This window comes from Photorhabdus hindustanensis, assembly GCF_002968995.1.
In the GTDB taxonomy this organism is placed as follows: Bacteria; Pseudomonadota; Gammaproteobacteria; order Enterobacterales; family Enterobacteriaceae; genus Photorhabdus; species Photorhabdus akhurstii.
Window position 1 is genome coordinate 61,361 of sequence record NZ_PUWT01000018.1, and the last position, 21,630, is coordinate 82,990.

At 44.6% G+C, this 21,630-nt stretch carries 18 protein-coding genes; 10 read left to right on the plus strand and 8 right to left on the minus strand.

What is annotated here, in order from left to right; translation table 11 throughout:
- Nucleotides 1-104 precede the first annotated feature (104 nt).
- The 8 genes from ribF (at nt 105) to carB (ending at nt 11,579) form a co-directional block, all read left to right on the plus strand.
- Nucleotides 105-1,049 carry a bifunctional riboflavin kinase/FAD synthetase gene (gene ribF, locus C6H66_RS07420; protein ID WP_105395232.1) on the plus strand — a complete coding sequence of 315 codons (945 nt, stop codon included), beginning with the start codon at nt 105-107 and terminating at the stop codon, nt 1,047-1,049.
- Between the two features lie 24 nt (nt 1,050-1,073).
- On the plus strand, nt 1,074-3,887 hold the full coding sequence (gene ileS / locus C6H66_RS07425) for an isoleucine--tRNA ligase (RefSeq protein ID WP_105395233.1): 2,814 nt from the start codon (nt 1,074-1,076) through the stop codon (nt 3,885-3,887).
- Complete coding sequence (gene lspA, locus C6H66_RS07430; RefSeq protein WP_046394813.1) at nt 3,887-4,390, plus strand: signal peptidase II; 504 nt, start codon at nt 3,887-3,889, stop codon at nt 4,388-4,390. Before ileS ends, lspA begins: the two co-directional genes overlap by 1 nt.
- A 5-nt stretch (nt 4,391-4,395) precedes the next feature.
- Nucleotides 4,396-4,866, plus strand: a complete 471-nt coding sequence (fkpB, locus tag C6H66_RS07435; RefSeq protein ID WP_036812248.1) for an FKBP-type peptidyl-prolyl cis-trans isomerase — start codon at nt 4,396-4,398, stop codon at nt 4,864-4,866.
- A complete protein-coding gene (gene ispH / locus C6H66_RS07440) occupies nt 4,847-5,800 on the plus strand; it encodes a 4-hydroxy-3-methylbut-2-enyl diphosphate reductase (RefSeq protein ID WP_105395234.1) in 954 nt (317 codons plus the stop codon). The genes fkpB and ispH overlap by 20 nt, the downstream gene beginning before the upstream one ends.
- Nucleotides 5,801-5,919: 119 nt before the next feature.
- On the plus strand, nt 5,920-6,741 hold the full coding sequence (dapB, locus tag C6H66_RS07445) for a 4-hydroxy-tetrahydrodipicolinate reductase (protein ID WP_105395235.1): 822 nt from the start codon (nt 5,920-5,922) through the stop codon (nt 6,739-6,741).
- Nucleotides 6,742-7,175: 434 nt separating this feature from the next.
- Nucleotides 7,176-8,339, plus strand: a complete 1,164-nt coding sequence (gene carA / locus C6H66_RS07450; RefSeq protein ID WP_036812242.1) for a glutamine-hydrolyzing carbamoyl-phosphate synthase small subunit — start codon at nt 7,176-7,178, stop codon at nt 8,337-8,339.
- A 15-nt stretch (nt 8,340-8,354) separates the two neighbouring features.
- Entirely contained in the window at nt 8,355-11,579 is a 3,225-nt protein-coding gene (gene carB, locus C6H66_RS07455) for a carbamoyl-phosphate synthase large subunit (RefSeq protein ID WP_046394817.1), read from the plus strand.
- A 95-nt stretch (nt 11,580-11,674) separates the two neighbouring features.
- On the opposite strand, the gene C6H66_RS07460 is transcribed toward carB, so the two are convergent.
- Nucleotides 11,675-12,289 (minus strand): LysE family transporter, encoded by a 615-nt coding sequence (locus tag C6H66_RS07460; RefSeq protein WP_105395236.1) that lies wholly within the window; start codon nt 12,287-12,289, stop codon nt 11,675-11,677.
- Nucleotides 12,290-12,467: 178 nt separating this feature from the next.
- On the opposite strand from C6H66_RS07460, the gene folA reads away from it, so the two are divergent.
- Nucleotides 12,468-12,953, plus strand: coding sequence for a type 3 dihydrofolate reductase (gene folA, locus C6H66_RS07465; protein ID WP_040151807.1), 486 nt, complete (start codon nt 12,468-12,470; stop codon nt 12,951-12,953).
- A gap of 55 nt (nt 12,954-13,008) precedes the next feature.
- On the opposite strand, the gene apaH is transcribed toward folA, so the two are convergent.
- The 6 genes from apaH to lptD form a co-directional block, all read right to left on the minus strand.
- Nucleotides 13,009-13,824 carry a bis(5'-nucleosyl)-tetraphosphatase (symmetrical) ApaH gene (gene apaH / locus C6H66_RS07470; RefSeq protein ID WP_105395237.1) on the minus strand — a complete coding sequence of 272 codons (816 nt, stop codon included), beginning with the start codon at nt 13,822-13,824 and terminating at the stop codon, nt 13,009-13,011.
- Nucleotides 13,825-13,826: 2 nt separating this feature from the next.
- A complete protein-coding gene (gene apaG / locus C6H66_RS07475) occupies nt 13,827-14,204 on the minus strand; it encodes a Co2+/Mg2+ efflux protein ApaG (protein WP_046394819.1) in 378 nt (125 codons plus the stop codon).
- Nucleotides 14,205-14,216: 12 nt separating this feature from the next.
- Entirely contained in the window at nt 14,217-15,035 is an 819-nt protein-coding gene (gene rsmA / locus C6H66_RS07480) for a 16S rRNA (adenine(1518)-N(6)/adenine(1519)-N(6))-dimethyltransferase RsmA (protein ID WP_105395238.1), read from the minus strand.
- Nucleotides 15,028-16,047 carry a 4-hydroxythreonine-4-phosphate dehydrogenase PdxA gene (gene pdxA / locus C6H66_RS07485; protein ID WP_105395239.1) on the minus strand — a complete coding sequence of 340 codons (1,020 nt, stop codon included), beginning with the start codon at nt 16,045-16,047 and terminating at the stop codon, nt 15,028-15,030. Before pdxA ends, rsmA begins: the two co-directional genes overlap by 8 nt.
- Nucleotides 16,025-17,326, minus strand: coding sequence for a peptidylprolyl isomerase SurA (surA, locus tag C6H66_RS07490; RefSeq protein ID WP_105395240.1), 1,302 nt, complete (start codon nt 17,324-17,326; stop codon nt 16,025-16,027). Before surA ends, pdxA begins: the two co-directional genes overlap by 23 nt.
- 69 nt (nt 17,327-17,395) lie before the next feature.
- Nucleotides 17,396-19,720, minus strand: a complete 2,325-nt coding sequence (lptD, locus tag C6H66_RS07495; protein WP_105395241.1) for an LPS assembly protein LptD — start codon at nt 19,718-19,720, stop codon at nt 17,396-17,398.
- Between the two features lie 184 nt (nt 19,721-19,904).
- On the opposite strand from lptD, the gene djlA reads away from it, so the two are divergent.
- The gene (djlA, locus tag C6H66_RS07500; RefSeq protein ID WP_105395242.1) at nt 19,905-20,726 is read left to right on the plus strand and encodes a co-chaperone DjlA; all 822 of its coding nucleotides are present in this window, start codon (nt 19,905-19,907) and stop codon (nt 20,724-20,726) included.
- A gap of 236 nt (nt 20,727-20,962) precedes the next feature.
- Here the strand turns inward: djlA and rluA are convergent, their stop codons facing one another.
- Nucleotides 20,963-21,613: a bifunctional tRNA pseudouridine(32) synthase/23S rRNA pseudouridine(746) synthase RluA gene (rluA, locus tag C6H66_RS07505; RefSeq protein WP_046394823.1), complete on the minus strand. Its 651-nt coding sequence runs from the start codon at nt 21,611-21,613 to the stop codon at nt 20,963-20,965.
- Nucleotides 21,614-21,630: the final 17 nt, after the last annotated feature.

Sequence of the window (21,630 nt, forward strand, 5' to 3'; positions counted from 1 at the left end):
TTGTATGAATCAGGGCTATTGATTTAAATCATCTTATGATGGTGGGTTAACCTTGAGCTTTGTACAAGGTATAATTTGGCAATTTCCAGGGTATTGAGCCAGCTATGGAGCTAATTCGCGGTATACGTAATATCCGGACATGTCACCGCGGTTGCGTGTTGACGATTGGTAATTTTGATGGCGTCCACAGAGGTCATCAGGCACTACTGAAACACTTAAAACACGAAGGGCAGCGTCTGGGATTACCAGTAATGGTCATGATTTTTGAGCCACAACCCTTGGAGTTTTTTGCTAAGGGCAATGCTCCTGCGCGTCTGACGAGATTGAGGGATAAAGCCAAATATCTCGCTCAATGTGGAGTGGATTATTTATTATGCGTGAAATTTGACAGAAATTTTGCGGCAAATACGCCAGAAGCTTTTGTTTCACGGTTGCTGGTGGAAAAATTGGGTGTTAAGTTTCTCGCTGTAGGAGATGATTTTCGTTTTGGTCAAGCTCGCAGTGGTGATTTTGCCTTTTTGCAGCGAGCCGGTGAAACATACGGCTTTGATGTGACCAACAGTGAAAGTTTTTGTGATAATGGTTTGCGGATCAGCAGCACAGCTATTCGTCAAGCATTGCAAAATGATGATTTGGTATTAGCCGAAACATTATTAGGGCATCCATATAGCATTTGTGGCCGGGTTGTTCACGGTAAACGACTAGGGAGCACTATTGGTTTTCCAACAGCGAATTTGCCGTTAAAACGATTAGTGGCTCCTGTACAAGGTGTTTATGTTGTTGAAGTCTATGGTTTAGGAGACCAGCCCTTGCCGGGTGTTGCCAATATTGGTACACGTCCAACAGTTTCTGGTCAGGGTCAACAACTTGAAGTACATCTAATTGATACCCAAATGGATCTCTATGGGCGTTATATTGATGTGGTGTTACGCAAAAAATTGCGTAATGAGCAGCGGTTTGCTTCCCTTGATGCACTCAAGCAGCAAATTGCTAATGATTTGGTCGCTGCGAAGGAATTTTTTAAACAGCGACTTGTGTCATGTATCTAGCGGAAAATTGGAATTGAGAATCGAATGAGTGACTATAAAAACACCCTGAATCTGCCAGAAACAGGGTTTCCAATGCGTGGAGATTTAGCAAAGCGCGAACCAGATATGTTAAAACGTTGGTACAAAGATGAGTTGTATCAGGTAATTCGTAAAGCAAAAGCCGGTAAAAAAACATTTATTCTGCATGACGGCCCTCCTTACGCGAATGGCAGTATTCATATTGGTCACTCAGTCAATAAGATTCTCAAAGATATTATTATTAAATCCAAAGGGATGGCGGGATATGACTCGCCATATATTCCTGGTTGGGATTGCCACGGTTTACCTATTGAGCTTAAGGTTGAGCAGATTATTGGTAAGCCCGGGGAAAAATTTTCCGCCGCTGAATTTCGTGCCGAGTGCCGTAAATATGCCAAAGAGCAGATTGAAGGTCAGAAGAAAGACTTTATTCGTCTGGGTGTATTAGGTGACTGGGAACGTCCCTATCTGACGATGGACTTTAAGACCGAGGCCAACATTATTCGTGCACTGAGCCGTATTATCGCTAATGGTCATTTGTTGAAAGGCGCCAAACCTGTTCACTGGTGTGCTGATTGTGGTTCATCACTGGCCGAAGCGGAAGTTGAGTATTACGATAGAACTTCTCCATCGATTGACGTGCGTTTTAATGCGGTTGATGCAGCAGCCGTTTGTGAGAAATTTGGTGTGCAGGCACCAGATCAACCGGTCTCTTTGATTATCTGGACAACCACGCCGTGGACGTTGCCAGCTAACCGGGCGATCGCTTTGCATGCTGAATTTAGCTATCAATTAGTGCAGATTGAGGGCGAATGTCTGATTCTGGCTGCTGATTTGGTAGAAAGTGTGATGCAGCGTGCGGGTATAACTTCGTGGGCAGTGCTAGGGCATTGTGCGGGGTCCGCTCTGGAGCTGCTGCGCTTCAAACATCCGTTTATGGATTTTGAGTCACCGGTTGTGCTAGGTGATCATGTGACTCTGGATGCAGGTACCGGTGCTGTGCATACGGCGCCAGGTCACGGCCCGGACGACTTTGTTCTTGGTCAGAAATATGGCTTGGAAGTTGCAAATCCGGTTGGTCCTAATGGTTGCTACCTGCCCGGCACTTATCCTTCACTGGATGGCATGTTTGTCTTTAAGGCGAATGATGTTGTGCTGAATATCCTGAGTGAAAACAATGCCTTGTTGCATTTGGAAAAATTACAGCACAGTTATCCTTGTTGCTGGCGCCATAAGACGCCTATTATTTTCCGTGCCACGCCGCAGTGGTTTGTCAGCATGGATCAAAATGGTCTGCGTAAACAATCGTTGCAAGAGATCAAAGGCGTTCAGTGGATTCCGGGTTGGGGTCAGGCTCGTATTGAGGCAATGGTTGAAAACCGCCCTGATTGGTGTATTTCACGTCAACGTACTTGGGGCACGCCGATGTCTCTTTTTGTCCATAAAGAGACAGAAGAGCTTCATCCACGTACTATTGAATTGATGGAAGAAGTGGCAAAACGTGTTGAAGTTGACGGTATTCAGGCGTGGTGGGATCTGGAACCAGCCGAATTGCTAGGTGATGACGCGGCTAACTATGTCAAAATTTTTGATACGTTGGATGTATGGTTCGATTCGGGATCAACTCACGCATCGGTGGTTGATGCTCGCCCTGAATTCCAAGGTAACGCTGCGGATATCTATCTTGAAGGTTCAGATCAGCACCGTGGCTGGTTTATGTCTTCCCTGATGATCTCAACGGCAATAAAAGGTAAAGCGCCTTACCGTCAGGTGTTAACACACGGTTTCACTGTGGATGGTCAGGGCCGTAAGATGTCTAAATCTATCGGTAACACCATCAGTCCGCAGGATGTCATAAATAAATTAGGGGCGGATATTCTGCGTCTATGGGTTGCTTCTACCGATTACACCGGTGAAATTGCGGTATCCGATGAGATCTTGAAACGCTCTGCTGATGCATATCGCCGTATCCGTAACACGGCGCGTTTCCTGCTGGCAAACTTGAATGGTTTTGATCCTGAACAACATAGGGTTGAACCAGAAGAGATGGCTGTGCTGGATCGTTGGGCTGTGGGGCGTGCTCAGGCGGCACAGGCGGACATTGCAAAATCCTACGATGAATATGATTTTCACACGGTTGTTCAGCGTATGATGCAATTTTGCTCCGTGGAGATGGGGTCGTTCTATCTCGATATCATTAAAGATCGTCAGTACACCGCTAAGAGCGATAGTCTGGCGCGTCGCAGTTGTCAGACTGCGCTGTATCATATTGCGGAAGCGTTGGTTCGCTGGATGGCGCCTATCCTCTCCTTTACTGCCGATGAAGTTTGGAATGAGTTGCCTGGCAAACGTGCTCAATATGTATTTACCGAAGAGTGGTATGACGGTTTGTTTGGTCTGGCCGCAGGCGAAGCAATGAATGATGCTTTCTGGGCTGATTTGCTGGCAGTGCGTGGTGAAGTTAACAAAGTGCTGGAGCAGGCACGCGCAGACAAACATATCCGTAGTTCATTGGAGGCTGCGGTGACGCTGTACGCTGATAATGAACTGGCGGACAAACTCAATAGCCTCGGAGATGAATTGCGTTTCGTTCTGCTAACATCTCAGGTTGTTATTGCAGGTTATGAGCAGGCTGGTGAAGATGCGCAACAAAGCGAAATCGGTAGCCTGAAAATTGCTTTCCGTAAAGCGGATGGCGAAAAATGCCCTCGTTGCTGGCATTACGCTAAAGATGTGGGATTGGTGGCGGAACACGCAGAACTTTGTGGCCGCTGTGTAACTAATGTTGCCGGTAACGGCGAAGAGCGTAAGTTTGCCTGATGAATAAACCCATTTGCTCCACCGGCCTTCGCTGGCTTTGGTTAGTTGTTGTGGTATTGATTCTGGATCTGGGTAGTAAGCAGCTAGTGTTGCAACACTTTCATCTGTATGAATCCGTTCCATTGATACCTTATTTTAATCTGACTTATGCCCAGAATTTTGGGGCGGCTTTCAGTTTCCTTGCAGAGAAAGCCGGTTGGCAGCGTTGGTTCTTTGCATTCATTGCCGTTGCCATTTCAGTTGTGTTGACGGTGATGATGTATCGTGCCAGTGCAAAGAAGAAACTGAGTAATATCGCTTATGCCCTGATTATTGGTGGAGCATTGGGTAATCTGTTTGACCGGTTGGTTCATGGTTTTGTCATCGATTTTATTGATTTTTATGTCGGTGATTGGCACTTTCCAACTTTTAATATTGCCGATATGGCGATATGCATCGGGGCTGGATTGGTTATCATTGATAGCTTTTTAAGCCCGGATGAAAAGACAATCAAAGTGGGATAAGTAATATGTCAAACCAGGTGCAGGAGGATAGTGCAGTTTTACTGCACTTCACTTTAAAACTGCAAGATGGCTCCATTGCCGACTCCACTTACACTCAGGGTAAACCTGCATTATTCCGCTTAGGTGATGGAACCCTTTCCTCACCTTTAGAACAGCAGCTTACTGGGCTAACAGAGGGAGATAAACATAGTTTTACTCTGGCTGGTGAAAATGTATTTGGTAAACCAAACCCTGATCTGATCCAATATTTTACTCCGCGTGATTTTGCTGAAACGGGTATGCCTGAAATTGGCACTATAATGTTATTTACGGCGATGAATGGCAGTGAAATGCCGGGTATAGTCAAAGCCGTAACGGAAGAATCTGTGACTGTTGATTTCAATCACCCGTTAGCTGATCAGAACGTCACGTTTGAAATTGAAGTGTTGGAAATTGATCCACAATTGGAGGAAAACCATGCAGATATTGCTGGCTAACCCTCGCGGTTTTTGTGCCGGTGTTGACCGTGCTATCAGTATTGTAGAACGCGCACTGGAATTATATGGTGCGCCAATCTATGTTCGTCATGAAGTTGTGCATAACCGTTATGTTGTAGATAACCTGCGCAAGCGGGGTGCTATCTTTATTGAAGAAATTTCAGAAGTACCGGATGATGCGATTCTGATTTTTTCGGCACATGGTGTTTCACAGGCTATTCGTGCAGAAGCGCGTTCTCGCAATTTGACCATGTTGTTCGATGCGACTTGTCCTTTAGTGACGAAAGTCCATATGGAGGTAGCAAGAGCCAGCCGCAAGGGTAAAGAAGCGATTCTGATTGGTCATGCTGGACATCCCGAAGTTGAAGGTACGATGGGTCAGTACAACAATGCAGAAGGTGGAATGTATCTGGTTGAATCTCCGGAAGATGTATGGAACTTGAAAGTCAAAGATGAAGACAACTTGTGTTTTATGACTCAAACCACGTTATCCGTTGATGATACTTCAGAAGTGATTGATGCACTTAATGCGCGATTCCCAAACATTGTTGGTCCTCGTAAAGATGATATCTGCTATGCGACGACTAACCGCCAGGAAGCAGTGCGGGATTTGGCGTCTGATGCTGATGTTGTCTTGGTTGTGGGTTCGAAGAATTCATCTAACTCTAATCGTCTTGCTGAGTTAGCTCAGCGAGTTGGTAAGCCTGCTTATCTGATAGATTCTGCTGAGGATATTAAAGAAGAGTGGATTACCGGTACCTCCTTGGTTGGTGTAACCGCTGGCGCTTCAGCACCGGATATTTTAGTTCAGCAAGTTATTGAACGCCTGAAAAATCTTGGGGCTGATTCCGTCAGGGAATTACATGGTCGGGAAGAAAATATTGTGTTTGAAGTACCGAAAGAGTTACGTGTTGAAGTCAAAGAAATTAGATAAATAGTCTAAGTTTCTAAGGTAAGTAAGAATAAAATAGTGTATATGATCTTTATCTAAAACATTCATCTGACTGATCATCGTGTTAATCAGGAAAAGGACTAACTTCATAGTGAGGGCTTATGGCTGATACAGATATTCGTGTTGCTATTGTTGGCGCTGGTGGGCGTATGGGACGTCAGTTGATTCAGGCTATTTATCAATTAGATGGGGTATCTCTTGGTGCAGCTTTGGAACGTTCCGGTTCTTCTCTGATTGGCGCAGATGCTGGAGAGTTAGCAGGTATTGGTCATACAGGTGTGACTGTTTATGATGACCTGAAAAATATCGTTGATGATTTTGATGTTCTTATCGATTTTACCCGTCCGGAAGGAACGTTGACTCATCTTGAAATTTGTCGCCAGAACGGTAAAGCGATAGTGATTGGTACAACTGGCTTTGATGAGGCTGGTAAGCAGACAATTAAAGAGGCTTCTGCTGATATCCCGATTGTTTTTGCTGCGAATTTCAGCGTGGGTGTGAATCTGGTACTTAAGTTATTAGAAAAAGCAGCGAAAGTGATGGGGGAGTATAGCGATATCGAAATTATCGAAGCACATCACCGCCATAAAGTGGATGCGCCATCAGGAACAGCTTTAGCAATGGGAGAATCTATTGCTCATGCTTTGGGGCGGGATCTTAAAACGTGTGCTGTCTATGCCCGTGAAGGTTATACCGGTGAACGTAATCCGAAAAGTATTGGTTTTGCGACTATCCGTGCCGGGGATATTGTGGGCGAGCATACCGCTATATTTGCCGATATTGGGGAGAGAGTAGAGATAACTCATAAGGCTTCCAGTCGGATGACGTTTGCAAATGGCGCTGTAAAGGCTGCCTTATGGCTAAGGGGTAAAAATAGCGGTCTTTTTGATATGAAAGATGTGCTAAATCTTGATTTACTTTGAAAGAAAATTTTTTCAACTTATTGATATCGCATAATTAAATATTTTATTATGCGATTTTAGATTTCTTTGTTTAATTTTGTTATTTTTTGGTTTGTTTTTTCTATTTTTGTCTTATTTCCAACCTTAATTTTCTGCTTTTTTCTCCTTTTTATGATTATTTTCAGCTTTTCATCTGAGAATCAAGTTTTCTATGCTGATTACTGTTTTCTAAATTAGTTTTGTTGCTGTTTTTAGTCTTATTTTATTAATTCACTCAGTGAAATGTGTAAAAAAATAAGAAAAGTAACATTTTTTGTAGACAACTCCCCCTCTCATCATTAGAATGCGCGCAATTTGCCAAAATTTTGCCTAAAAAGCAGCTTTGGCATTGATTTTGAGGAACAGATCTGAATTAATATGCACTAATTGCGAGTAATTATTCTTTGGAGGGTGTTTTGATTAAGTCAGCTATATTGGTTCTGGAAGACGGAACCCAATTCCACGGTCGTGCCATCGGTGCGGAAGGGGCGGCAGTTGGGGAAGTGGTTTTCAATACCTCGATGACCGGATATCAAGAAATTCTCACAGACCCTTCCTATTCCCGCCAAATTGTCACTCTTACTTATCCCCATATTGGTAATGTCGGTGTTAACTCAGCCGATAAAGAATCACTAAAAGTACAGGCCCAAGGGCTGGTGATTCGTGATCTACCACTGTTGACCAGTAACTTCCGCTGCGAAGAAACGCTTTCTGATTACCTTAAACGCCATAATATTGTTGCGATAGCAGATATCGATACCCGTAAACTTACGCGTTTGCTAAGAGAAAAGGGATCACAGAATGGTTGTATTATAGCAGGTAAACAGATTGACGCTCAGGTTGCACTGGAAAAAGCGCAAGCGTTTCCGGGACTGGAGGGAATGGATTTAGCAAAAGAGGTGACAACTAAACAGATTTATCCGTGGTTACAGGGGAGCTGGACGTTGGCGGAGGGATTACCGGAAGATAAGCAAGAGCAGGATCTGCCTTATCATGTTGTTGCTTATGACTTTGGTGCAAAACGAAATATTTTGCGAATGTTGGTGGATCGTGGCTGCCGCTTGACAGTTGTTCCTGCCCAGACACCGGCTGAAGATGTACTAAAACTGAATCCAGATGGTATTTTCTTATCTAATGGACCGGGGGACCCGGCACCTTGTGGCTATGCAATCGAAGCAATTAAAACCCTGCTTGAGACAGAGATTCCAATTTTTGGTATCTGTCTTGGACACCAATTGCTGGCATTGGCGAGTGGCGCGGAAACCATGAAAATGAAATTCGGCCATCATGGTGCTAACCATCCGGTAAGAGATCTTGAATGTAATGTTGTTATGATTACTGCCCAAAACCACGGTTTTGCTGTAGATGAAAGATCACTGCCGTCAAATCTGAACATTACTCATAAATCTCTGTTTGACGGTACGTTGCAAGGGATTCATCGCACAGATAAACCCGCATTCAGTTTCCAGGGGCACCCAGAAGCCAGCCCTGGTCCACATGAAACAGCATCGTTATTTGATCACTTTATTGACCTAATTGAACAGTATTGTCAGAAAAATAATCGTCATAACACCAAGTAATCAGGAGAAAATAAAATGGCAAAACGTACTGATATTAAAAGTATCCTGATTCTGGGTGCTGGCCCAATTGTTATTGGTCAGGCTTGTGAATTCGACTATTCAGGAGCACAAGCCTGTAAGGCGTTACGGGAAGAGGGTTATCGTGTCGTTCTGGTGAATTCGAACCCTGCTACCATTATGACTGATCCAGAGATGGCCGATGCTACTTATATTGAGCCGATCCACTGGGAAGTGGTGCGTAAAATCATTGAAAAAGAGCGTCCTGATGCGATTCTGCCGACAATGGGCGGGCAAACCGCACTCAACTGTGCTTTAGAATTGGAGCGTCAGGGAGTTCTGAAAGAGTTTAGCGTTACTATGATTGGTGCTACCGCAGATGCGATTGATAAAGCGGAAGATCGCCGCCGTTTCGATATAGCAATGAAAAAGATCGGCTTGGAAACTCCGCGTTCTGGTATCGCCCATTCAATGGAAGAAGCGCTGGCAGTTGTTGATAAAGTCGGTTTTCCTTGTATTATCCGCCCCTCCTTTACTATGGGAGGAAGCGGTGGCGGCATCGCCTATAACCGTGAAGAATTCGAGGAAATTTGTGAGCGTGGCTTGGATCTTTCACCAACCAACGAACTCTTGATTGATGAATCTCTGATTGGTTGGAAAGAGTATGAAATGGAGGTTGTGCGGGATAAAAACGATAACTGCATTATCGTTTGCTCCATTGAAAACTTTGATGCGATGGGGATTCACACCGGTGATTCCATCACAGTCGCCCCGGCGCAAACGCTGACGGATAAAGAGTATCAAATCATGCGTAACGCTTCGATGGCGGTATTGCGTGAAATCGGTGTAGAAACTGGGGGATCTAACGTACAGTTTGCGGTGAACCCAAAAAATGGCCGTTTAGTTATCATCGAAATGAATCCACGTGTTTCCCGTTCTTCTGCGTTGGCTTCGAAAGCGACCGGTTTCCCGATTGCTAAAATTGCCGCTAAATTGGCTGTGGGTTATACCCTTGACGAATTGATGAATGATATCACTGGTGGCCGCACGCCAGCTTCCTTTGAACCTTCTATCGACTATGTAGTCACTAAAGTTCCTCGCTTTAATTTCGAGAAATTTGCTGGCGCCAATGATCGTCTGACAACCCAAATGAAATCTGTTGGTGAGGTGATGGCGATTGGCCGCACTCAGCAAGAATCTCTGCAAAAAGCATTGCGTGGTTTGGAAATCGGGGCAACCGGTTTTGATCCGAAAGTCAATTTAGATGATCCAGAAGCGTTGACTAAAATTCGTCGCGAATTAAAAGATGCAGGTGCTGAGCGTATCTGGTATATCGCCGATGCTTTCCGTGCGGGTATGTCTGTTGATGGTGTGTTTAACCTGACTGATATTGATCGCTGGTTTTTAGTGCAAATTGAAGAACTAGTGAGATTGGAAGAGCAGGTGGCAGAGCAGGGAATTAACAGCTTGACGGCCGACTTCCTGCGTCATCTGAAACGTAAAGGTTTTGCTGATGCGCGTTTGGCAAAACTGGTCGGTGTGGCCGAAAAAGAGATCCGCAAGCTGCGCCACAAATATAATTTGTATCCGGTTTATAAGCGGGTTGATACCTGTGCGGCAGAATTTGCGACTGATACTGCATACATGTATTCCACTTATGAAGATGAGTGTGAGGCTAATCCGAATAGTGATAGGCCAAAAATCATGGTATTGGGTGGTGGCCCTAATCGTATCGGGCAAGGGATTGAATTCGACTATTGTTGTGTTCATGCAGCCTTGGCACTGCGTGAAGATGGGTATGAAACCATCATGGTGAACTGTAACCCAGAAACTGTTTCAACAGATTATGATACTTCGGACCGTCTCTATTTCGAACCGGTGACTTTGGAAGATGTTCTTGAGATTGTACGTGTTGAACAGCCAAAAGGGGTGATTGTGCATTATGGTGGGCAGACTCCGCTGAAATTGGCTCGTGAACTAGAAATCGCCGGTGTTCCAATTATTGGTACCAGCCCGGATGCGATTGATCGTGCGGAAGATCGTGAACGTTTCAAACAGGCAGTAAATCGTCTTGGCTTGAAACAGCCTGAAAATGCCACAGTAACCACGATAGAACGTGCAGTTGAGAAGGCAAACATTCTTGGTTATCCGCTGGTGGTTCGTCCATCTTATGTTTTGGGTGGCCGCGCGATGGAAATCGTATATGACGAAATTGACCTGCGTCGTTACTTCCAGACTGCGGTCAGTGTCTCTAATGATGCCCCGGTATTGCTTGATTGTTTCCTTGATGATGCAGTGGAAGTGGACGTTGACGCTATTTGTGACGGTGAGCGTGTCTTGATCGGCGGCATTATGGAACATATTGAGCAGGCTGGAGTGCATTCCGGCGACTCAGCTTGTTCACTGCCTGCTTACACCTTAAGTCAGGAAATTCAGGATGTTATGCGTCAACAGGTAGAAAAACTGGCATTTGAATTAGGTGTGCGTGGTTTGATGAATGTCCAGTTTGCCGTCAAGAATGACGAGGTTTATCTAATTGAGGTTAACCCACGTGCAGCTCGTACTGTGCCATTTGTTTCTAAAGCGACCGGTTTACCACTAGCGAAAGTTGCAGCTCGAGTGATGGTTGGTCAATCTCTGGCTGAGCAAGGTGCAACTCAGGAGATCATCCCACCATACTATTCGGTGAAAGAGGTTGTATTGCCTTTCAACAAATTTCCAGGTGTAGATCCGATTCTTGGGCCTGAAATGCGGTCAACCGGAGAAGTAATGGGCGTTGGGCGTACATTTGCCGAAGCTTTCTCAAAAGCACTATTGGGGTGTAGCGCTAAAATGCCACAAAGTGGTAGGGCGCTTCTGTCAGTGCGTGAAGGTGATAAAGGCCGGGTTGTGGATTTGGCCGCTAAGTTGCTGAAACAGGGTTTTGAACTGGATGCGACTCATGGTACTGCGGTTGTACTAGGTGAAGCGGGGATTAACCCTCGTCTGGTGAATAAAGTTCATGAAGGGCGTCCGCATATTCAGGATAGAATCAAAAATGGTGAATATAGCTATATTGTAAATACGACTGCCGGTCGTCAGGCAATTGAGGATTCCAAACTTATTCGCCGTAGTGCACTGCAATATAAAGTGCATTATGACACCACATTGAATGGTGGATTTGCGACAACGATGGCACTGAGTGCAGATCCAACTGAGCAAGTGATTTCTGTACAGGAAATGCATGCGGCGATTAATAGCTAGTCTATATTCTAATTAATTGAAGTAAAAAAAGTGCGCTCTGTTCAGCGCACTTTTTTATGTTTATTGAAAAATTAAAGAGAAAGAATCACTGTCTGTTAGCCCAGAGCTACTTTGACACCTAAGCCAATCAAAACAATACCTAGTAATTTATCAATAACTTTCTGAGTTTTAGCTAATCCGCGGCGTACTGGTGCGCTTTGAATTAATATGACTAACAGAGGCCAATAGATAACCGCCAATCCCCAGATAATAGAGGCATACCACAATTTCTCACCAACACCAGAATTGACATTTAGTAACTGAGTAAATATTGCCAGGAAGAACAACGTTGCTTTGGGATTGAGCAAATTACATAAAAACCCCTGCATAAACGCTTTTTTGAAAGTGACGATCTGTCGTGGTTGAGCATCGAGAGTGAGAGTATTCCCTCCGCGAGAAAACAAGCTATTGATCCCAATCCAAATAAGATAAGCCGCTCCAGCATATTTCATCAGATTAAATAGCCACGGTGTTGTGGTGATAACAATAGCCAACCCGGCGACACAGTAAACCATATGGCAAGCGATAGCGGCGATTAAGCCCATAACTGTCATCATGGCGGCAGAACGTTGGTAACGTATGGCATTTTTGACTACCAGAAAGAAATCAGGACCGGGAGAGAGCATACCCAACGTTGAGATAGTGATGACGACTAGTGATGTTTCCAGCATAATGTACCCTATAGTTAATATTAGTTTTGTTATTATTTTGATCAATAAATGTCTTAAGTAATAAACCAAGTATAAATTAATTTTTTGTACTTAAGAAGGTGTTGAGCCTATCGACTGGGTACATCCCTTTCCGTATAGTGTCATCAATTTTTATACTATTTGCCTATAAGGTGGCTTAATGAATATCAGCTTGATCGCTGCTTTAGCTATGGATCGGGTTATCGGCATGGAGAATAAAATGCCGTGGAATCTGCCGGGGGATTTAGCCTGGTTTAAACGTAATACATTGAATAAACCTGTTATTATGGGACGAGTGACTTATGAATCCATAGGTCATCCGTTACCTGGAAGGCTCAATATTGTATTGAGTAATCAGCCGGGTAATGATGAACGTGTAACCTGGGTAAGCTCAGTTGATGAAGCGCTGGCTGTGGCGGGTGATGCGGAAGAGGTTATGGTCATGGGGGGTGGTAAAGTTTATGACCAATTTATTTCACGAGCGAACCGCATGTACCTGACACACATCGATGCAGAAGTGATAGGTGATACGCATTTTCCTGACTATGAACCGGATGAATGGGATTCTGAGTTTACTGAATACCATGATGCCGATGAATTAAATTCTCACAGCTACTGTTTTGAGATTTTACAACGCCGCCTCTAATTGATAGAACACGCCGATGAGCTTTTTTCACGGCGTGTCTGGCTTTATTGCTGTCTTACTGCGGTAACGATAATTGTGTAAAATATTGTTTATCTTCCCAACGTAACATCGTCAGTTGTCCTCCCCAACAACAACCTGTATCCAATGCATAAAATCCGTCGGGTGTTCCCTGACCTTCTAATGATGCCCAGTGACCGAAAACGATGGCATACCCTGATGGGATCTGGCGTGGCAGTTCAAACCAAGGTTTTAGCGGCGCAGGCGCGTTTTCGGGTTTATCTTTGCACAACATATCCAATTGACCATTTGGAAAACAGTAACGCATGCGTGTCAATCCATTGGTACTGAAGCGCAAACGCGCTAGCCCAGAGAGTTCTGGTGACCAGTTGTTTGGCATATCTCCATACATGGAATTGAGAAACAGAGGGTAACTGCTACTGTTGAGCATAGTTTCAACTTCGCTAGCGCACATTTTGGCTGTTTCCAAATCCCATTGAGGCGTAATGCCCGCATGTGTCATGAGTAGTTTTAGATCATCATCGCACTGTAGTAACGGTTGTTTGCGTAGCCAATTAATTAATTCATCGGCATCTGGCGCAGACAGTAACGAATCAATTTTATCTTTAGGTTTATTACGGCTGATCCCGGCATAAACTCCCAATAAATGGAGATCGTGATTGCCTAGTACCACTTTTGCGGCTGAGCCTAGCTGTTTAACATACCGGAGAACATTAAGAGAGTCCGGGCCGCGGGCAACTAAATCTCCTGTTAACCACAATGTGTCCTTTTTAGGATCAAAATCGACTTTAGTTAATAAAGCCCGTAATTCACGATAACAGCCATGAATATCACCAATGAGATATGTAGACATAATCAATTAATCAGCGTTGGGATAGCCAGACGGAAAACCGGAATGGCAACACGAAATGGCTCACCGTTGTGGTCGACCATTTCATAATGGCCTTCCATAGTACCCAAGGGTGTTTCCAATATTGCGCCGCTGGTGTAACGGTATTCGGTCCCTGGCTGGATTATGGGTTGTTCACCAACAACACCTTCCCCCTGAACTTCTGTTTGATGACCATCACTGTTAGTAATTAGCCAGTAACGATTAATTAACTGAACCAGTTCGCGCCCAAGATTTCGGATAGTGATTGTATAGGCAAAAACGAAACGCTGTTGATCGGGACACGATTGACTTTCTACATAAACACTTTGTACCTGAATAGAAACCCTGGGCGTATTAATCATAATTGACTCCTGTTATGACAGCATTTCAGGTTGTTCTGATAGCCAGTTTGCCATTTTACAGTACTGCTCAACAGAAATATTCTCGGCACGAGTACTTGGATCGATACCAAGTTCTGTTAGCTGTTCTACAGTAAAAAGATCACCGAGGCTGTTACGGATGGTTTTACGCCGTTGGTTGAAAGCTTGAGTCGTGATCCGGCTCAGCATACGAATATTTTTGACGGGGTGAGGTATGCTTTTGTGCGGTATCAGACGTACAACGGCTGAATCGACTTTAGGTGCGGGAGTAAACGCGCTTGGCGGTACTTCCAGTACAGGGATAACCTGACAATAATATTGAGCCATGACACTCAAACGCCCGAAAGCTTTACTTCCGGGGCCGGCTACCAGACGGTTTACAACCTCTTTTTGTAACATAAAATGCATATCAGCAATAGCACCAGTATAGCTGAAAAGGTGGAACATTAACGGTGTGGAAATATTATAAGGTAAATTACCAAAGACGCGCAGCGGCTCCCCTCTTTGCTGAGACAATTCGCTAAAATTAACCGTCATGGCATCTTGCTGGATAATAGTAAGTTTATCTTTTAATTGCGGATGGATTTGTAGACGAGCGGCCAAATCGCGGTCGAGTTCAACCACGGTCATTTTATCCATGCGCTCGCCGACCGGTTCTGTCAATGCACCAAGACCGGGGCCAATTTCCAACACTGCTTGGCCGGGTTGTGGATTGATAGCGGCAACAATACTATCAATGACAAATTGATCGGTTAAGAAGTTTTGCCCGAAGCGTTTACGGGCAAAGTGCCCTTGGTGGACTCTGTTATTCATTACTGTTTTGTATCATTTTAATTGCTAAATTCAATGCGGTGATGAAGCTTCCCACATCAGCTTGACCTGTCCCGGCCAGTTCCAGTGCTGTGCCATGATCGACCGAAGTACGGATAAACGGCAGGCCTAATGTAATATTCACTGCTCTGCCAAAACCTTGGTATTTTAACACGGGTAATCCTTGGTCATGATACATCGAGAGCACGGCGTCTGCATGTTGAAGATATTTAGGCTGAAACAGGGTATCTGCCGGTAAAGGTCCTTCCAGCACGATGCCTTCTGCTCTCAGACTGGCTAATGCAGGAATAATGACATCAATCTCTTCCCGTCCCATATGGCCGCCCTCTCCCGCATGGGGATTCAGACCGCAAACATAAATACAGGGTTTTGCCAGACCAAACTTTGTTTTTAAATCATGGTTAAGAATAGTAATCACTTCCCGCAGACTATCGAAAGTGATGGACTTTGGTACATCAACAATAGGCAGATGAGTCGTTGCCAGGGCAACCCGAAGCTCTTCTGTTGCAAGCATCATGACAACTCGCTGGCATCCACTGCGATCGGCAAAGAATTCGGTATGGCCGATAAAAGGCACGCCAGCATCGTTGATATTCCCTTTATGAACCGGTCCTGTGACTAATGCTGAAAATTCTCCGTTTAAACAGCCGTCACAGGCTCGGGCCAGTGTTTCGGTGACATATCTGCCGTTTTCTTGGTTCAATTCGCCGGCGATTGCGGGGGCATGAAGAGGAACTGACAATATTGTCAACGTCCCGGCAGCCTGTGGTTCGGGGGTTTTGTCAGCAGAGTATTCTTGTAATTGCAAAGGTAAATTAAGTTGTCTGGCTCTGTCGAGAAGCAGGTTGGGGTCTGCGCAAGCGACCAGTTGCATTGGCCAACTTTGTTGAGCAAGAGCAACCGTTAAGTCGGGTCCGACCCCGGCAGGCTCGCCGGGGGTAATAACAATTGGTTTATTGATAATAATCGGTTTATTGTTGTGCATCGCTGCCATCTAAAATTTTCACATAAGCTGAGGCGCGTTGTTCCTGCATCCAGATTTGTGCTTCTTCGGTGAATTTACGGTTGAACAACATACGGTAAGCGCGATCTTTCTGAGCGGCATCTGTTTTATCAACTTTTCGGGTATCCAATAGTTGGATCAGATGCCAGCCAAAAGATGAGTGAACAGGTTGACTGATTTCACCTTTATTCAGGCGCATTAACGCGTCGCGGAAAGCAGGATCATAGATATCAGGGGTAGTCCAGCCGAGATCACCACCACGTAGGGCTGAGCCAGGATCGTCTGAAAACTCTTTTGCGGCATCGGCAAAATCAGTTTTTCCGCTGCGAATATCACTGGCGATTTGCTGCAACTTAGTGCGCGCTTGATCATCGGTCATGACAGGGGAAGTTCTCAATAGAATATGGCGGGCGTGAACTTCAGTGACGGCGATGGTTGGGTTACCGCCACGGATATCATTGACTTTGAGAATATGGAAACCAACACCGGAGCGGATTGGGCCAACAACGGCTCCTTTCTGAGCTGATTGCAGTTGTTCAGCAAACAGAGTTGGTAATTCCTCAAGCCGACTCCAACCCATATTACCGCCTTTCAGCGCTTGCGGATCAGCAGAGTAAGCGATCGCCAATTTACCGAAATCAACACCATGTTTAAGTTCAGACATAATTTTCTGCACTACCGTCATGGCTTTTTCCATTTGTGCCTGATCAGGGTTTTCTGGCAATGGGATCAGAATATGGCTGATATTCAGTTCTGTATCGTTAGTATTCTGGTTGCTAATTTGTTTAACTAAGGCGTCGATCTCTTGAGGCAAAATGGTGACACGACGGCGAACTTCATTATTGCGCACCTCTGCTATCATCATCTCTTTACGGATTTGATCACGGTAAGTATCGAAACTCATTCCGTCAGCAGTAATGCGATGTTTCATTTGTTCCACAGTGATGTGGTTCTGAGCTGCAATATTGGCAATTGTAGAATCCAATGCTTGATCAGGAATGGTGATCCCTATCTGTTTTGCCATTTGTAACAGGATGTTATCCATAATCAGACGTTCAAGGATCTGATGACGTAGCGTTTGTTCATCCGGTATTTGCTGGCCGGCATGTTGCGCATCCAGTTTGACAGATTGTAAGCGGTTGTTGATGTCGCTTTCCAGTACCACTCCGTTATTAACGACCGCAGCAATTTTATCCATTTGCTGAGGTGCAGCGAAGGCAGTACTCACTGAAAACATCAATCCGAAAATGAGAGTTCTCCAGTTCTTCATACTTTTCCCATCATATGTAGGTTCCGCAATAGCGGATTTATCGTGTTTAATATCAAAATGTTCTTGGCGTCAGAATGCTCGTTGGTATGGCATGATGCCAGACTTCAACATTTTCTGGCTACCTAAACTATGATTGTTACTTAAGCCACGAAGTTCAAAATTAAATGACCATTTGTTGTCATATTCGCTATCGCTGTCTTTCCAACCAATGATCTTGCGTTCATAGCCAACGTTGATTGCCCAGCAACAAGTGTTGTACTGCAAACCCACTAACTGACTTGCCGGTTGCTGTTCTTTAGTATCGTAGTAGTAAGCGCCTACGAAACCCCAGCGATCACTTAACGGCCAACTTGTAACCAGACCGACTTGAGAAATCCCTTGCTGGAAAGCCGGAGCGCTCTTAGCTGTAGCTTGGATATAATCTCTGTCAACAAAACGATAGTTCAATTGCACAAGTCGGTCTTCATCACGGCGATATTCTAGCACTGCATTTCCCATCGTTACGCTACCTAGGCGAGTATCGTATTGCATGCCACCTTTCAAGCCCCAGGAATCATTAATTTTCCAGTAAGTATCACCTGCCCAGGTCATCATACCTGTATTATCTTTACTGTTGATGATGGTTTCTTTACCGGTGCGTGGACGTTCAAAGTAATAGATTTGACCTAATGACAGGTTAAAACGTTCAACTAAACCTTCATCATAAAGACGGGTAGTGAGACCGGTAGTCACTTGATTGGCAGATGAAATACGGTCCAGGCCACCATAAAAGCGGTCACGGAACAGGCCGGTATAGTCGGTTTGTAGTAAAGATGAGTCGAAGTTGTTGATATTATCTTGGTCTTTGTATGGCACATACAGATACTGAACCTGCGGTTCTAGCGTTTGGGTGTAATTGCTGTTCAGGTATGTTGAACGCTCAAACACCATTTTGGCTTCGCTTTTGAACTGTGGCAGAACCCGGTTAACAGATTCTTTATATTCAGCATTCTCAAGAGCCTTGGGAATATCCTGCTGATAGTGAGTCGCCATCAGCTTAACTTCATTATTCATACTGGCCCAGCCATTGGAGAGTGGCAGGTTAATGGAGGGTTCCAGATGCCAGCGGGTTGCTTCCGGGTTGTTTTTACCTACACTGGTGAATTTTGCCGCCTGACCATAGACTTTCAGGTCAAATGGCCCCAGATCGTTTTTGTAATAGTTCAAATCTAACTGTGGTTCAGCTCTGTAGGCTTTTCTACTGGTATCTTTAGAAAAAATCTGGAATTGTTTAGTTGATAGCGTGGCATTCCAGTTCTGTTGAGCATAGCCCAGACTGAATTTTTGCGTAGCGTAGCCATCGGTGGTGGAACCATATTGAGAGCTGAAATCAGAAAAATATTCGGGATCACTGACTTTGGTATAGTCGATATTAAAACGCCATACCCTATCCATCACACCGCTGTGTCTCCAGTAGAATAACCAGCGATTATCACTCTCTCTGGCGGTACGTGTGTTTGTCTTTTTGTCTTTGACATATTGTTCATCGTTATTCAGCCAGTCGAGAGCAAGGGTACCTGTGCCAGCTTTGGTTAAGTAGCGGAATTCATTATCCAGTTTTAAACCACGATTACTGAGATAGTGCGGTGTAATCGTTGCATCATAATTCGGTGCAATATTCCAGTAATAGGGTAGCTGAAATTCAAAGCCGGCTTTTTTGGAATAGCTGGCGTTAGGAATAAGAAACCCTGAACGGCGTTTATTACCGATCGGTAATTGAAGATACGGGCTATAAAATACTGGAATGTTAGCCATTCTGAAACGGGCATTCCATATTTCGGCCACTTCTTCTTCGCGATCGAGAATAACTTCGGAGCCGACAACGCTCCAGCTATCATTACCCGGCAGGCAGGAAGTAAAGGTACCATTATCCAGAATGGCATAACGGTTTTCACCACGCAGTTTCATTTTGTCTGCGGTGCCGCGTCCTTGACGTCCGACCATCTGATAATCACTCTGATACATATCGGTATCTTTATTATTTAAATTAGACCAGGCACGTGGCCCTTTTAGAATAATCAGAGGGTCATCATAATGAACATTACCCGTTGCAGTCACGGTTCTTAACGGAACTTCATCTTCTGTTTGATCAAGTTGTACTTTATCTGCGGTCAGGGTTTTATTACCCTGTTTAATATTAACATTACCGATAAATTTAGCGGAACGCGGATAATCTGCGCGTGAATCATCTGCCAGAATATTGATAGGGAGTTGATTTAAATCGCCATTAATGATTGGCTGATCATAAACAGGTATACCCAGCATACACTGCGCTGCGAGATCAGCATGTGCATACTGACCATAAAGTGCGGCCCATACCGTTGTGGCCAGCAAAGTTGGATAACATTTCTTCATAGATATTTATGCGGTTCCGTCATCAGTGGCATTATGCCGGGCAAACCTCAAGAGACTAGCGTACTCAATGAATATACGCCAGCGTAAAGTCATACCTTTACTTATCTTGCCGTTAGGCACGGAGCTGAATGAATAGTATGATAATGCAAAACGACACTCAGAGCATTGGTGAATTGAGGAGTATATGCATTATTGGGGAAAATTGCTTGGGCTGATTTTTGGTGTTGTGTCTGGAGCCGGCTTTTGGGGTATTGTCATTGGTCTGTTTATTGGTCATATGCTTGATAGGGCGAGTGCACGGAGAAACCAAGGTTTTTTTGCAAATAATCAGTCTCGTCAATTGCTATTTTTCAGTAGTACTTTTCAGGTGATGGGGCATATCACTAAATCAAAAGGGCGGGTGACTGAAACAGATATTCGTCTTGCGAGCCAGTTAATGGATCGCATGCAACTTCACGGACAAGCCAGGATAGCAGCACAGCAGGCTTTTCGTGAAGGTAAAGAACCCAATTTTCCTTTGCGTGAGACACTAAGACAATTGCGTCGTGCCTGTTTTGGCCGGTCTGACTTAGTTCGCATGTTTTTGGAGATCCAATTACAGGCTGCATTTTCTGATGGGCAATTGCATCCGAATGAGAGGACGGTGCTGTTTATTATTGCTGATGAACTTGGGATCTCTCGTAATCAATTTGAACAATTCCTTGCCATGATGGAAGGTGGCCGCAATTTCGGTGATGGAGGAGAGTGGCGGCAACGGCAGTATGGCGGTTATCAGAGGGCCGCGCAGGGGCCAACACTCGCGGACGCTTGTAAGGTGTTAGGTGTGCGTGAAAAGGATGACGCGACGACCATTAAACGTGCCTATCGTAGATTGATGAGTGAACACCATCCGGATAAGCTGGTAGCAAAAGGTTTACCACCGGAAATGATGGAGATTGCTAAACAAAAGGCCCAGTCAATTCAGGCTGCCTATGATCTCATTAAAAAAGAGAAGGGTTTTAAATAGGCTATTTTTTTATCTTTAAAAACATGCCACTAAATATATAGGGGAATAACATCCCCTACGGCGGTTGAGTTTATTTTTTATTTCTCTAAAATATTAGAATATTTTATGTTTTATTTTGTTTTAATTTAGGAGGAAGGCAAAAAATGGCAAATATCCGTGTTCTTTTGGCTTGTTGTGGCTTGGCCTTATGTTTGATATTGGCTTCATTGGATTCGGTTACTGTATTTGTCTATTAATCAAAAATCGGCTTTGCACTGAAAATGCATTGGCGTTCCATAGGCCGGATGTGTGATATATAACTCTTGTGCATGTAATTGCAGGCGAGGCGCCATTGCTCTTGCCTGCTGATGAGCGTAAAACCGATCCCCCAGAATCGGGTGTTCAAGTGCTAGCATATGTACTCTGAGCTGATGTGAACGACCGGTTATCGGTGAGAGTTTTACTCGAGTTGCTTCATCTTCGTAAGCGAGTACTTCGTATTCAGTCTGAGCCGATTTCCCGGTTTCAAAACACACTTTCTGTTTTGGTCGGTTCGGCCAGTCACAAATCAGCGGTAAATCGACAAGACCAGTTTTTGGTTCCAGACGTCCCCAAACCCGTGCAATATAGGTTTTTTCCGGTTCTCGTTCACGGAATTGGCGTTTCAATTCACGCTCTGCGTCTTTGGTTAATGCAATTACCATTACGCCGCTGGTTGCCATATCTAGCCGGTGAACAGATTCTGCTACGGGAAACTGTTGTTGTATCCGCGTCATAATGCTGTCTTTATGTTCTTCTGCCCGACCGGGAACAGAGAGTAACCCGCTGGGTTTATTGACTACGATGATATGTTGATCCTGATAAAGCACATGTAACCAAGGATCGGTAGGAGGGTTATAAGCTTCCATTGAGGCTCCGGTAGCTG